This window comes from Acinetobacter sp. AOR34_HL (assembly GCF_027854795.1).
Lineage (GTDB): Bacteria > Pseudomonadota > Gammaproteobacteria > Pseudomonadales > Moraxellaceae > Acinetobacter > Acinetobacter junii.
The window spans coordinates 1-15,219 of record NZ_JAKTID010000004.1 but is presented as its reverse complement, the minus strand read 5'-3'; the positions used below and the strand labels follow the sequence as shown (position 1 = coordinate 15,219).

Here is a 15,219-nt window from a genome sequence, read left to right as displayed (position 1 = left end):
AAAGACTATGAAAAAAATCAAACGCCAAACCAAAAGCGCATTGAACCTACCGAGTATCACCCTTGAAGGCGCGCTGTTTCTGCCGGATCAGTTGGAAAAAGCTGCAATAGGGCAAGCCAAATTCCAAACGGAAGCAGACTATAACACCCCGAAAGGTCTGCGCTTAAAAGATGATTACAGCCGCGCTTTTCAAATTGCTTGTGCGCAATGGAAACACTTTGCATCCGCATTAGAGCGAGAAGATGTCGAAGCTCAAATCGTTACCCAAACGTTTGTTGAAGAATTATTACGTGATGCCTTGGGCTACAGTAGTTTGCGAACAACTGCGGCCATTCAGGTGAATGAGCTTGCCTTCCCTGTTACTTTCATAGCGGATCATGTGCCGGTAGTAGTCGCTCCTTTTAATGTTAAACTGGATGACAGCCTGCCTAATTTTGCCATTGAAGGCAGTGGCAGCCGTAAAAAATCAGCGTTTCAGCTGGCGCAAGAACTTCTAAACGCCAGCGATGCTCACCTATGGGCTATCGTCACTAACGGTAAACAGCTGCGCTTGTTGCGCGATGCCGCCAGCCTCACGCGCCCCAGCTTTTTGGAAGTGGATCTTCAGGAAGTGCTTACAGGGCAGCGCTTCAGTGAATTTGCCAATATTTGGCGTTTACTCCATGCTAGTCGTGCTGCACTGAACGAGAAACCCGAACACAGCATTTGGGAAGCTTGGCGTGAAACGGGTAAAGAGGAAGGCACTCGTGTGCGCGATGGTCTGCGTAACGGTGTAGAACGAGCGTTATTGGTATTGGGTGAGGGCTTTATCCAGCACCCCGCCAATCAAGCCTTGCGACAGCAACTTGATGATGGTGAGCTCACCAAGGACGCTTACTTCCAACAATTGTTACGCTTAATCTATCGCTTGATTTTCCTGTTCACCGTGGAAGAGCGCGGGGTATTGCATCCAGCGGACGACAATAAGCAAGCGCAATTAGCCCGTCGTGCTTATGCACAAGGGTATGCTCTTGGTCGTCTGCGTGAAGCCTGTTTAAAACGCCGCAACCTTAACCGCTTCGACGATCACTGGCAGGCATTGCGTATCATATTCAAGGGCCTTGCCGAAGGTGAGCCGCGTTTGGCACTGCCGGCTTTAGGGGGATTATTTAATCCTACCCAATGCCAAAGTATTGATGCCGCCAGCCTTAGCAACAAACATCTGCTTTGTGCCATGCGTCACTTACGTTGGGCCGATCATCAAGGTACCCCAACCCCAGTTGATTATCGAAATATGGGGCCAGAAGAACTCGGTAGCGTATACGAAAGCCTGTTGGAACTAGTACCAGAGATTGACCTCACCGCTAAGACTTTTGGCTTCATTGGTATTACCAGTGAAGGCTCTACCGCTGGTAACGCGCGCAAAACCAGCGGCAGTTATTACACACCGGATTCCTTAGTGCAAGAGTTGATTAAATCGGCGCTGGAGCCGGTTATTGCACAGCGCTTAGCTGAAAACAAAATCAATCCCACTGAAGCAATATTAAGTATTCGCGTGATTGACCCTGCTTGTGGCAGTGGTCACTTTTTACTGGCAGCTGCTCGTCGCTTAGCACAAGAGCTCGCGCAATTGCGCAGTGAAGATGGCTCCGTAAAACCTGCCGATTATCGCCACGCCCTGCGCGAAGTGGTCAGCCACTGTATCTTTGGTGTGGACCGTAATCCTATGGCCTTGGAGCTAGCCCGTACGGCTTTGTGGTTGGAAGGCTTTGATGAAGGTCAGCCGTTATCTTTTCTTGACCATCATTTACAATGTGGAGATGCCTTACTTGGCTTGATAGATTTAAAAGCATTGGAATATGGAATACCAAAAGCAGCATTTAAACCATTATCTGGTGACGACAAAATAGTGTGTACCGCACTGAATAAAGCGAATACCACAGCTCTAAAACAATTGGAAAAAGATCGGAAAAGCCCACAGTTTAAATTGCCTTTGGCACAAGCTAATCAACTTGCTGAATTGCAGGATATTGAGGCAATGCCACAAACAACTACTAAGCAAATTGCTAAGCAAGAGGCAGCCTATAAAGCCTTTTTAGATAAAGCTCAAAACAGCCCTCTGCGCTATGCAGCGGATATGGTGCTGGGTGCTTTTTTGTTGCCGAAAACCGAAGCTACTGAAAACCATATTCCGACCACTGCTAGTGTCTATTTAGAGTTGGTGAGCGATAGCCATAATACCCAGCATATCGCTCAGCGCGAGGCTGCGATGCAAGCCTGTGTTGATGCCCGCGTATTTCACTGGCCACTTGCTTTCCCGCAAGTGTTTGCCCAAGGTGGGTTTGACTGTGTGCTTGGTAATCCACCGTGGGAGCGTATTAAGCTGCAAGAAGAAGAGTTCTTCGCTACCCGCAACGCTGATGTCGCTAAAGCTAAAAATAAAGCCGAACGTGCTCAGCGCATTCAGTGGCTTAGTGAAGGTATATTGGCCAAACACCTGTTGCCAGATCTGCAACATTCTGAGTATGAATGCGCTGCTGAAGTGCGCGTGTTTAATGAGTTTTTGACAGCTAAACGCACTGCTGAAGCAGCCAGCGCCTTTATGCATGTGAACGGTGATGAAGGTGGACGTTATCCGTTGACTGGTGTGGGGGATGTGAATACCTACGCCCTGTTTGCTGAAACGATTACCCAAGTCACCTCAAAGTTTGGGCGAGCTGGATTTATTGTACCGTCAGGGATAGCTACGGATGACTCTACCAAGCGATATTTTCAATACATTGTGAATAATAATCTTCTTATTTCTTTATTAGGTTTTGATAATGCCTTGAAAATTTTTCCTGCAGTACACTCAGATACACCATTCTCCCTTGTGACTATAGGAAGCAATCAATTTGATGCCGTGATAGCGCATTACATATTAACCATTGATGATCTGAAAGATACACGTAAAAGATTTAGCTTATCTCAAAGTGAATTTCGTCTAATAAACCCCAATACTCTCACTTGTCCAATATTCCGCAGTGAACGGGATGCTGAACTCACCAAAAAAATCTACCGCGCAGCCCCTGTTCTTATCAATGAAATGAAAGAAAATGGTAATCCGTGGGGTATTTCATTTATGGCAATGATGCATATGTCCAACGATAGTCATTTATTTCACAGTGATGAAGGGGAAAGTTTACTTCCCCTTTATGAAGCTAAAATGATTCACCAATTTGATCATCGTTGGGCAACTTATGAGGGCGACACTAGCCGAGACTGTACCTTAGATGAAAAAGCTGATCCGAATTTTGAAGTGACACCCCGGTATTGGGTTGATAATTCTGAAGTTAAAAGGCGTCTAGCCGAAAAAAACTACACAAGACAATGGATGTTTTTGATGCGTGGTATTACAAATGCTACGAATTCTCGTACATTGATAACGACAATAGCTCCGTTATCTGCGGCTGGAAATAGTTGTCCAATTTTGATTCCTTCTGAAAATATTGCAGCAGAAGAAATATCGCTTCTTCAAGCAAATTTAAGTTCATTAGTTTTGGATTATATTGCTAAGCAGAAGATAGGGGGATTAAATCTTAACTTATTCATTGCGAAGCAATTTCCAATAATTCCTCCTAATGATTATTTAGAAAAAGATAAAGACTTTATATCTAAGAGAGTGTTAGAGCTGACTTATACATCTGTTAATATGCAACCCTTTGCTGTGGATGTAGGATATTACTCTGATCCTTTTAGTTTCAATGCTGAGAGAAGGCTAGTCATACAATCAGAGCTTGATGCTTATTATGCGAAGCTTTACGGTCTTGAACGAAGTGATCTTGCCTACATACTCGATCCTTCTCAAATTGATCCAAATTATCCATCTGAAACATTCTCAGCTTTAAAAAGAAGTGAGGAGAAAGAGTTTGGGGAATACCGCACCCAGCGCTTGGTGTTAGAAGCTTGGGATAAATTAGAAGCGGGAGAGTTGCACTGATGCTTACTCATTTAAAGCTCGAAAACTTTAAAATCTGGCGAAGTACCGGGCCATTGCGCTTGGCACCGCTAACCTTATTGCTTGGCACCAACTCCTCGGGAAAATCCAGTTTAATTCAAAGTCTGTTGCTGATTCGCCAAACAGTGAAAAGTGATGACCCAAGTCTAGATTTGAACTTGGGCAATTCTGATAACTATAAGCCCGTTTTAGCTTTGCCCTAAGGTGATATTATGGATGCACTGAAACGTACTTTAGTTGAAAAAGCTGGTCATGATTTTGGTTTTGAATACACGGTGTGTGAAACACCTGAATCGTTAACACTTGGATCTGCGCGCCACCAGTTGCAAGTGGTCATCACATGCGTAAATGAAAACTACTGTTTGTTATTTAGTAATGCAAAGCAACAGTTACTCAATGAGCTTAAGCGTGATTTTCCAGTGCTGAATCGTGAAATTTTGATTGAGTCTGTGAACAGTATGGCGGTTGTTTTTAAGCGCGCAGCGGCACTAGCGCATTCTCTTCCTAACCAAGCTGAAGATGACTTTGAATCAGTGTTGAAGGCTGAGCTTAATAAGCTTCCCGACAACATTAAGAACACTGAAGTAGAGCGTATGGTACGCCAACGCGTAGGTCAGGATATTTACCGAAGAGCTATGCTTGAATATTGGGGTGAGGCCTGTGCAGTAACAGGGGTTTCCATACCAAGTATCCTTAGAGCCAGTCATGCATTACCTTGGGCAAAGTGTGAAACAGATGCTCAGCGATTAGATGTGTTTAATGGATTCTTGCTTACAGCTAACTTAGATGCATTATTTGACCGTTTTTTAATTAGTTTTAATAAATATGGAAACATTCTTATCTCAGAAAAAATTTCTGAAAAAGATAAAGCCCTATTGGGATTAACATCGGCTCTAAAGCTGCGCTGGGTTGCTGAGGAACATGAAAAGTATTTGAGAATACATAGAGCTAGGCTACTCACTGTAAATTAGATTACTTAAAGATATGAATCCTGTAGCAGATTTATCTGAATAAAAATATGTTCATTTTGTCTAGGAGAGTGGTGGCTAATACATTTGTTGTACTTGGCCAATTATCACCAGGACCAGAATATGAGGATGGTGGGTGAGTTAAAAGGAATTATAAGATGAATCTTAAAGAGGATATGGATTTAGTAAATCAGTCTTTTGAGAAGGTGCTACTTATATAGAATTTGGTGAGATAGATCGTAGATACACATGATATTACTCATAATTAAATATTGAGCAGTGAAAAAGTTAAATAGCATACATAGATAGAGCTTTATGAAAAAAAACGAAGAGTCACTAGATATCGCAGGGCAGAGTATTTCTTATTTTCAGGGTGCATGGAACCAAGTACAGGGTGATGCTTTAAACCAAGCTTTGAATGAGTATAGTAAAGGGATAAAAGATGCCATCTCTCAAAAAAATGGGGGATTTACTAGCCAAACAATGGATGTTCAGCAAGGATTTGCAGCAGAAGCTCATCATGCAGGCTCATTTAATATCGAAGCCGCAGCTAAGGGACATAATAATCATCGGGCTACACTAGACGTTGGAATGCATAACGATCCTGTTACAGATATCCATGTTGTAACGCCGGATGGTACAACCAAACATCAAGTGAAATTTTATAAAGATGGTGAAAAGACGGCAGGTGCTCTATCACCAGAAAAATATGATGGTGTTGGTAAAATTGTACCAAAAGATCAGGTTGACTCTGTAAAAGCAGCATCTCGTAAACAGGCGCTTAGAAATAAAGAAACACGTCCTGAGGTATCTAAGAGTTATCAGGATACTGCTGATAATGCGACAGATACACTGACATCGAGTGATGGTAAAGTGTCCAGTACAGGTCTGAACCGAAAGGGTGAAGGTAGTGCTGAAGAGTTGGTACAGGAAACTAAAAAAAATCAAGAAGGACCTGAATACAAAGATAAGCAGCGAGTACGTTCTGAGTTTAACGCAATGCAATATCGCAATGCAGCAAAAGCAGGGGCGATTGGTGGTGCTGTTAGTGAATCAGCAACGATCTTGCTGGAAGTTTTGCGTAGCGATGATCCTTTAACGATGGATCAGTGTATGGAGATAGCACAGCGTATTGTAACTAGCTCAGTTAAAGGGGCTGGTAATGCATTGTTAGTTACTAGTATTCAGCATGCAGGCCAAGCCATGGTTGATGCGGCAACTCAGCAAACAGGTAAGGCGATAGGGCAAACAATCGGCAAGCAACTTGTTAAAGGCAACGTTGCTGCCGCCGTCGCCCAAATTACATTTCAGCTAGCTCAAAACATCTACAAGTTTTCAAAAGGTGAAATTGATAATCTTCAATTTGCTTCATCTACGATCGGTGGGGCTGTACAGGTTGTTGGTAGTAGTTTGGCATTTAGCCTAGGCTTGGGTGCGAGCTCTTACCTTGGTGCTGTTATACCAGCAGCAATATCTGGTTATGCAATTGGGGGAACGACTTTAGGTGCATTAGGTGTAATGGCATGTGGAACTGTATTTGCGATTGGCTTTGCTGTTGCAGCTGGGGCATATGTTAATCATTTCTCATCTAAGGGGGTTGCGATTGCCAATACTGAACTGAAATCTGCGCTTGAATTGCTAAATGGTGGACAAATCGATCTCACGACTTATGTAGGTAAAGTTGGCAAGCTGTCAGAGTTGACTTTTAATTGGAGTGACATGCTACCACTGAGTGGTGCAATTTCTGTAATTTCAGAATATGGAGTTCGTAAGAATCAATTGCGAGCTGTTCAAAGTAGCATATATGCCCAGCTTAATGCTCTGCCTGAACAAGAACGTGAAATGATGCAAGACTTAGCTCTGCAGTATGAGGATGCGATTACGACCATCGACTTACAGTATGAAACGGCTAGAGCAAGTATAACAGAGCAAGCATTTGATCAATTTGATGCCATGAGTAAAGACCTCAATCAACATCTTGAAATGCAATATTTAATGTTCACATCTGTACGTAAGACTTATATCGAGCATACGGAGTTAATGGATGTTGAGCTGCGTAAGCAACAACAAGATCAACAACGTTCCGAAGCTTTTGCAGATGAACTTGAAGAACTGCAAAACAAAATCAAAAAATTGGTGATCTCGGATCAAATCGATGCCACCATCCAGAACACAATGCAACAAACGATTCTCACACGTATGGAAATACTTATTCCCCATAGAACTGGCTGGGATCAAGCCTGTGAATTTTTAGAAATGCAGTAAGGGGGGATTATGATTTTTAAAGCTATTGCTCATTGGTGGGCAAGTTCAAATTTGGAAAAAGAAGAGGCTCGTACTAAGTCTTTAATCCGTGAGTTAGATCGTGAAAAAGAAGCCGTAAAACAGCGACTTCAAGTTAAAAAAAATGACTATTTGGAGAGGATTCAATCTCATCAGGAAAAGAGAAATCAAGAGCTTAAAGAACATATTGAGTTTATGAATCAACAATTAACCATTACCACTGGTTATTTGCCTAGACTTAATAAATTTCAAGATTTGATGTTTAGTTGTGTGGATTCTTGGATGCATCTGGATCTCTACCAACAAGAGTTAAAGATTCTTGCAAAAAAAATAAATAATTTATTTTCCATAATTAATCTACTTGATGCATATGTGTCTGAGCTTAAAAAATTATCTCAGAGTCAGGAAAGATACGCATGGAGAGAGTTGACAGCTAATCGAGAACTTACTGTTAAAAACGATTTTATTTTAAAAACGAATGAACGTATTGAGCGTACCTCTAAATCTAGCTACGAAGAGTTTAAAAATGAGCTTAGACGCCTTCAAAGTCATCGTAGTGCACTTTTAAAACAAGTCAATGAGCTACGTGCAGAACGTAATGAGCTAGATGTAAAGAAAAAGGTAGCTGAAGAAGAGCATAAAGCGAATAAAGATACTTTGAAAAAAGAGTATGAGCTATGTGTGGATGCTTGGGGGCAAATTGCTAAGAAGTTTGAAGCTTATTATGCATTCAAGGATTGTGATCTTGAACAGGTTAATATGTGGATGAGGGGACTTAGTGAAGGGGGAACATTGACAGAGATTAGGCAGATAGTTTTGAAGAAGGCAAATGAAGATGTAGTACATGCTACTCAAAACTTCAACGAGATCAAGGGAGAGTTCCAACTATATAAACGTCGAGTCCAAGATGCACATGACACTAAGGAATATCCAGATAGTTTTTCTAGTGATAAAGCTAGACGTGATCATTTAAAGATAAAGCATAATGAAGCATTTGATGAAAGAAAAAAACTTATTGAGGCTAGGTTATTTTTATATACTCGGCGCGATGAATTAAAGGGTTATATTGAGCGCATACAACCATTGCATCCAGATGCTGGGATTGATTCGTTATTTGAAATGCTATCGCTAGATCGTGCATTTGATGCCTTGTCTATCTTTGGAATTAATACCGCTAAACAAAAACGTAAACATTGGGAGGAGAAGCAAAAGAGGAGTGAAAAATATGTCTAAAGTCGCATTACAGTTTTATTGGAGACACTTTGCTATCAAGGAAGCAATTGTTGCAGTCGCAAAAGCAGTGATGAGTGGATATAACACCAAAGACACACTTCTTTCAGCATTACCTCAGTTCTCACTTCATAGAATTGCTTTAGCTATCGATCTCCTAATCACAGCAGATATGTTGGAAAATAATCTTGGGGTACTCACTATCCATACAGATATGAATATTATCTTTGAATTGCTGAACAATAAATTTGAGTTGCCTTTAACTATGGATGATATACAGGCTCCAGGTATACGCCGTTTACTACTTAATAAGTTGGGCTGTAAAAATCCTGCAGGGGTAGAAATGCTTCTAAATATAAAATACGTCGAGGCATAAATGGATTTACATTACTCTCAACTTTGCGATGAGACTAAACAGACAGTTGACTTCATTGATCACATTGACCATTGGTTGGAATATCTGACGGAGTTGCTTGCTAATGTTGATAGGGTTACTAGAACCAAGCTTGAACGTCAAATACGTTGCTTATTAGGTTTTCGTGCAGGTGCGAATTGCAATATCAATCATAATCGAATACTGCATTATCATTACTGCATAGCAGATGATAAGAATGAGCTTTTTTCTTCACTAGATAAGCAATCTAATATCGAGATTAGTAAAAACTCAAATAAGCATTCTTCAAATACACAAGCACAAATTGATGAGTTTATTGCCGAATTCCAGGCACGTGAACGCTCGTCTATGTCTATCTGTGCGACTTTGCCAATACAAAATAGTTATGAACCAAATGATGCTGCATTCAAGTTGATCCAAAAAGCTTTGGTAAGCGAAGACCTTTTCTTTATTCAAGGCCCACCAGGAACAGGAAAGACCACAGCAATTGTAGAGATAATTCTGCAATTAATTCATGCTAAACCCAATGCGCGTATTTTGATTAGCTCTGAAACACATGTTGCCGTAGATAATGCTATAGATCGTCTGTCAAAAGAGGTTGCTCCTGAGTTTATAAATTCAATATTACGATATCCAAGATTTAGTATTACTGAATTTGAATGTGAAAAGGCGCGAGAGGCAGATGCCCTGACGCGAGCAGATGCTCTTTGGCATAAGGCTTATGGCGTAGCTCCAGAACTTACTATGCAATTATGGGGTGAGCTAGACACCTCTAGAACAAATAACGATGAAGACGCTGTATCCATTGCTCGTTGGCAAGCGCGAAATTTAGCGGAAATGCACCAAGTGATAGGGGTTACTTGTAATCAGATCGACCATTTAATGGATAGTGAAAGTCAGATGTTTGACTTAGCAATCGTTGATGAATGTTCGAAGGCAACTATGCCTGAATGGCTTATGGCTATGAGTGTTGCCAAGAAGTGCATTTTGGTTGGTGACCATAAACAACTACCTCCTACCTTTTGTACAGAAGAATCGGAAGTCCTAGAAAAAATGGACGCACAAAAGGAATGTTTAATTCGTAATGGTGTAATTGAGCGCTTATTCGATAACTTGCCAACTAATATGAAAGGAACATTAGGAAAGCAATTTCGAATGCTTCCACACATTGGTCAATTTATCTCTAATCATTTTTACAAAGGTGAGTTAGATCATTATAGAACAGAAACTAATCATGAATTTCAGGAGTTTGGTTGGCTTACGTATAAGTCTCAGGGATATCGAGTACCAGCACAAAGAGGTAAGGAAAAGAAAATCTTGATCAATGAATTTGAGATAGACATTATCTTGAAAAAATTGACTGAAATGAGTAACCGCTTAAAAAATAATTCAGTAAAGAGAAAGATTAGCGTAGCACTTATTACACCGTACCGTGCTCAATGCAAAGCTATACGTCAAGCATTAAAGAAATGTGATTATAGTGAGCTACTTGCAATAGAGGTTGATACTGTTGATGCGTTTCAAGGACGCCAAGCTGATGTTGTTTTCTTCTCGTTTGTACGTAACATTGGTCCTGCAACTTTTTATGCTGATGACCGTCGTATTAACGTGGCAATTTCACGGGCTCGTGATGCAGTGTATTTAGTAGGCGATATTAATTATATCTCTAGTAAGAGTTTACCTGTACTTGATGCCCTCGTCGAATTACCTATCTTGAGTACATACTGATAGCTAAATACTGTAATTAAGCTGGTTAAAAGTGTGATGTTAAATCGCAGGAAGTAAATTTTATTATTTTCAGAGAATTGCTTTAGTCCGTGCATCAGTTATTTAGTAGACAGGTTGATCCTTACATTATGAAATTGTTAAAAATACGGAAAACTATGTCTGATCCTAGCCAAAATAATGGAAAGGGTGAGAAGCTTACCTAACACTCAATAAATTTGGTTTAGGGTGAGATGAAGATCTTTTTGATAAAGATTATAGGTATATTTTAATTACGTTACTTATCACTTGATATGTTGATAAAAATTGCAAAATAGAGGGCAAGCGTGGATACAACTTTAATGATAGAACCAATGAATATCCAACAATTGTTGGATAAGAATTTTTTTATTCCGGCCTACCAACGAGGATATAGATGGACTCCTCAACAAATTAATGACTTTTTAAATGATATCAATCAGTTTGAACCTAAAAGAAATGAAAAAAACGAAGAGTCTTGGTATTGCTTACAACCTTTAGTATTAAAAAAAATGTCTGATTCATCAAAATTAGATAATGACTTGGAGGTAGAAAAAGATTGGTATGAAGTTATTGATGGACAACAACGGCTTACGACTATTTTTTTAGTGATTCATTATATAAACCAAATGTGGAAAGGGATGTTTAAATTAAATGAATTTTCATTAAGTTATGAAACACGTAAATCTAGTACAGACTTTTTAAATAATTTAGTAATTGATATTTCAAGTGATAAGGATATTATTAATAATCAAAATATTGATTTTTTTTATATTAGTACAGCCTATCAAACTATCCATCAATGGGCATTAGATTTAAACAAAAAAGGTAAGCTAAATCCAGGGAAGTTGGAGTCAAATTTTGTCCATAGTACAAAAGTGATTTGGTATGAAACTGATAGTGATTCAGTAGATGTTTTTACTCGTTTAAATGTGGGAAAAATTCCACTAACTAATGCAGAGTTGATTAAGGCATTATTTTTAAATAAAACAAACTTTATTGAACTTAACGATAAAGATAAGGCTAAAATAAGATTGCAACAGATTGAAATTTCAACGGAATGGGATCGCATGGAATATGCCTTGCAGAATGATTCGTTCTGGTATTTTTTAACTGATAAAAAAGTTTTGACTACTCGAATAGACTTAATTTTTAACTTAATATCTAAAAAGACAATTCATCATGATGAATTCTTCACTTTTAGATTCTTTTCAGAAAAATTAAAAAAAGATAAAATCAAAGACATATGGCGTGAAGTTAAGCAATGTTTTCAAACACTTGAAGAATGGTATCAAGATCGAAAACTATATCATAAAATTGGTTATTTGATTGCTATCGGTTATAGCATTAATGAAATTTATGAATTAAAAAATTCAAAAAGCAAAATGGAATTTCTTAAGTTAATAAATAATAAAATACTCGAGTATTTACCAGATGATGATTTAAGTGAGTTGCAATATGGATTTGATAAAATACGTCATATTTTATTATTTCATAATGTACAAACTCTATTAAATAATCAAAATGAAACTACAAGATTTCCATTTGATCGTTACAAAAAAGAAAAATGGGATGTTGAACATATTACTGCACTTGCTGACCAGCCACCAAGATCTGATCAGCATAAGAAAGATTGGATAAAAGAAATCTTGGATAATAGTTCAAATTTGAACTTAGATTCTCAACTTCAAAATAAAATACTTGAGGTTCAAAGTGATTTATCACAGTTTGATGAGTTTTTTATTCAATTTATGGAGTCATTCCAAGATCAAGGTTTAGATGTTAACTCTATTGATAATCTGGTTTTGTTAGATTCTTCAACCAATAGAAGTTACAAAAATTCAGTATTTCCTATTAAAAGAAGGAAAATTATTGAAAGAGAGAAAACTGGTACATTTGTGCCTATCTGCACAAAAAATGTATTTATGAAATTTTATAGCACTGATATAGAGCAAATGAGTTTTTGGGGAGAGAAGGATCGGGAGCAATATTTAAATGATATTGAAGAAACAATAAATTCTCTCAAACAATCTTAATTTGCATAAGGAATTATACAGTGTTAAATAAAAAAACCGCAGAAAAAATATCTTTTTGGAATCTTATTCAGTCTAGCAAAATTGAAATTCCAATTATTCAACGTGATTATGCCCAAGGGCGTTTAGAGCAGGAAAAAGTCAGAACTCGTTTTCTAAATACACTTCATACTTCATTAAATGAAGAAAAATTTATTGAGCTAGATTTTGTTTATGGCAGTCAAATTGATTATGCTTTGCAACTTTTAGATGGACAGCAACGTTTATCAACCTTGTTCTTATTGCACTTTTATTTTGCAAATAAAGATCAAGTTGATATAAATTTGAAAAACAGACTGTTAAATTTTAGTTACGAAACTCGTATTAGCTCACGAGAGTTTTGTGAATCCTTAATTAAGGATACTTTTGATTTTTGTAACTTAGAGAGTAGTGAAAAAATATCTGAATTGATCACTGATAAGCCTTGGTTCTTTTTATCATGGAAGCAAGATCCTACGATTTCTGCTATGTTGAACATGCTAGATGCTATTCATGCTAAGTTTTATAATATTCGCAATGGATGGAGTAAACTCACAGAACAAAATGTGATTCAATTTTATCATCTAGATTTGGATAATTTTGGTTTATCGGATGATCTTTACATTACCATGAATGCTCGTGGAAAGGCTCTTACCTCATTCGAAAACTTTAAGGCATTATTAGAAAAACAAATTAGTGATGAGGGTTGGGAAAATAAAGACACTGAATTTAATCAAAAATTTTCCTTCAAAATAGATAATCAATGGACAGATTTATTATGGAATTATCGTAGTAAAGATAATTCCATTGATGAATATTTTTTACAATTGATTTCTAATCTATACTTAATAAATAAAAAAGATTTACTTAATATACAGAAATTAGCAGCCTATCCATCTGCTTTAATTTCTATTCTTTTTGATAAAAGTACATTTGAATATTTAGTAAATAGTTTAGATAAATACGCTGATATTGATTTTAGTGCAATTAATACTGTATTAAGTAATTTGAAGTTTTTAAACCTTAAAGATTTAAAAAGTGACTCTTTTTTTAATAATTTTTTTGAGCTCATTGCAACTTCGACACATGTTACCTATCCACAACGAGTCATGTTCTATGCACAAACTTCTTATTTAATTTCCGAATTCGAATTCTCAATAGAATCCTTTTCAGATTGGATGCGTGTTATTCGAAATATTGTTAATAATTCAACAATTGATAACGATGATTCTTTTTTAAGTGCTTTAAACTTGGTGACAGAGTTAGCACCAGGACAAGATAAGATTTATCAATATTTGCAGGATAAATCTATTTCTTCAAAATTCGCAACGAAGCAAGTTGAAGAAGAGAAATTAAAGGCTTCATTGATTATTCAGTCTGAAAATAATCGAAAGGCAATTCATGATTTGGAGGACACTTTATTCTGTCGTGGAAGTATTAAAATTTTCTTAGAGTGTTTTAAAGAGTTTGATTATGAGAATTTAAATATATTGCGAAAAAATGTCGTAGATAAATACCTATCTGAAAAGGATATTTCTAACGACTTTAGGCGTGCATTATTAACTATTGGTGATAATAAATTCTACCAATATTGGTGGTCTATTTTACATGCAGTATCTGCACCTAAGCGATGTTTAATAGCGAATACTGAAGATTTAAAATTTCTATTTAGTCGTGATTCAAGTTATTTAAAAGAGCTTTTTAATTTATTGATGAAAAAAGATCTGGGAGAAATTATTACTGACTATAAAATTCCTCTAGATATGCCGAATTGGAAGAAGCGTTTAATTACTGAGCCAAATTTGTTGGACTATGCAAAACATCATTATATTGCGATTAAAGATGACGAGTCTTGTTGCTGGCTGATTCCACAAAGTCGAGTTGCTAATAGTGATGCCGGACGTTTGAAATGTAGATTAATTACATAAATAACAGGATAGGCGTCTATCATCAGTGAATTTTCTGATAGACGCTTTTCATTATTATGATATAGAAATTAATTCTTTTACTTGATTAGCATTAGAAAAATCAGCGATTTCATTTAAAAAGATACGACACCCTTCATCTGCTTTTACATAGCTTTGATCTAATTGAGCACCATGTTTTAACATCAGATCGACAGCATAAGCATTATCTTTTTCAACAGCTAACATGAAAGGTGTATAACCTTTGATCGGATGCTGAGCCGTATTTTGATTTGGATCTGCACCATATTGCAAAAGTAACTCGAAAATCTCATAAGCATCACAAATTTTCTTGTCTCCAAGAGAAATTCTTTTCACTTCCTCAAATAGTACTTTTCTTGGATCATGGTGTGGGAGCTTTTGAAGCTGATTATAGCTTTTGATATCACTACCTCCATTAGAATGACGTCTAATAGAATCTGCAAGGTATTTATCATTTCTTCGTTCAACTTTATGGCCATTTAACATGCTGATTACACTTAAATTCTGGTAAAGTGCAAATTCTTATGGTAATTCCCCCTAAAAATAATAGGATCTAAAAGTAGAATTTTCTCTTAAGATACGAGCAGGAGATTCTGCATGAAAACATCTAAATTTACTGACAGTCAGA

Annotated in this window: 9 protein-coding genes; 8 read left to right on the top strand and 1 reads right to left on the bottom strand. The window is 37.5% G+C overall.

Annotated elements, in window-relative coordinates; genetic code table 11:
* Positions 1–7: 7 nt before the first annotated feature.
* The 8 genes from MKL32_RS00375 to MKL32_RS00340 all read left to right on the top strand — a co-directional run bounded on the left by MKL32_RS00375 (position 8) and on the right by MKL32_RS00340 (position 14,573).
* The gene (locus tag MKL32_RS00375) at positions 8–3,958 is read left to right on the top strand and encodes an Eco57I restriction-modification methylase domain-containing protein (protein ID WP_270900036.1); all 3,951 of its coding nucleotides are present in this window, start codon (positions 8–10) and stop codon (positions 3,956–3,958) included.
* A 230-nt stretch (positions 3,959–4,188) separates the two neighbouring features.
* A complete protein-coding gene (locus MKL32_RS00370) occupies positions 4,189–4,947 on the top strand; it encodes an HNH endonuclease (RefSeq protein ID WP_168416347.1) in 759 nt (252 codons plus the stop codon).
* Between the two features lie 312 nt (positions 4,948–5,259).
* Positions 5,260–7,209, top strand: coding sequence for a hypothetical protein (locus tag MKL32_RS00365; RefSeq protein WP_270900035.1), 1,950 nt, complete (start codon positions 5,260–5,262; stop codon positions 7,207–7,209).
* Positions 7,210–7,218: 9 nt separating this feature from the next.
* Positions 7,219–8,460 carry a hypothetical protein gene (locus tag MKL32_RS00360; protein ID WP_270900034.1) on the top strand — a complete coding sequence of 414 codons (1,242 nt, stop codon included), beginning with the start codon at positions 7,219–7,221 and terminating at the stop codon, positions 8,458–8,460.
* The gene (locus MKL32_RS00355; protein ID WP_270900033.1) at positions 8,453–8,833 is read left to right on the top strand and encodes a hypothetical protein; all 381 of its coding nucleotides are present in this window, start codon (positions 8,453–8,455) and stop codon (positions 8,831–8,833) included. The genes MKL32_RS00360 and MKL32_RS00355 overlap by 8 nt, the downstream gene beginning before the upstream one ends.
* A complete protein-coding gene (locus MKL32_RS00350; protein ID WP_270900032.1) occupies positions 8,834–10,579 on the top strand; it encodes a DEAD/DEAH box helicase in 1,746 nt (581 codons plus the stop codon).
* Between the two features lie 350 nt (positions 10,580–10,929).
* A complete protein-coding gene (locus MKL32_RS00345) occupies positions 10,930–12,630 on the top strand; it encodes a DUF262 domain-containing protein (RefSeq protein WP_270900031.1) in 1,701 nt (566 codons plus the stop codon).
* Between the two features lie 20 nt (positions 12,631–12,650).
* A complete protein-coding gene (locus tag MKL32_RS00340; RefSeq protein ID WP_270900030.1) occupies positions 12,651–14,573 on the top strand; it encodes a DUF262 domain-containing protein in 1,923 nt (640 codons plus the stop codon).
* Between the two features lie 54 nt (positions 14,574–14,627).
* On the opposite strand, the gene MKL32_RS00335 is transcribed toward MKL32_RS00340, so the two are convergent.
* A complete protein-coding gene (locus MKL32_RS00335; RefSeq protein ID WP_270900029.1) occupies positions 14,628–15,077 on the bottom strand; it encodes an ankyrin repeat domain-containing protein in 450 nt (149 codons plus the stop codon).
* Positions 15,078–15,219: the final 142 nt, after the last annotated feature.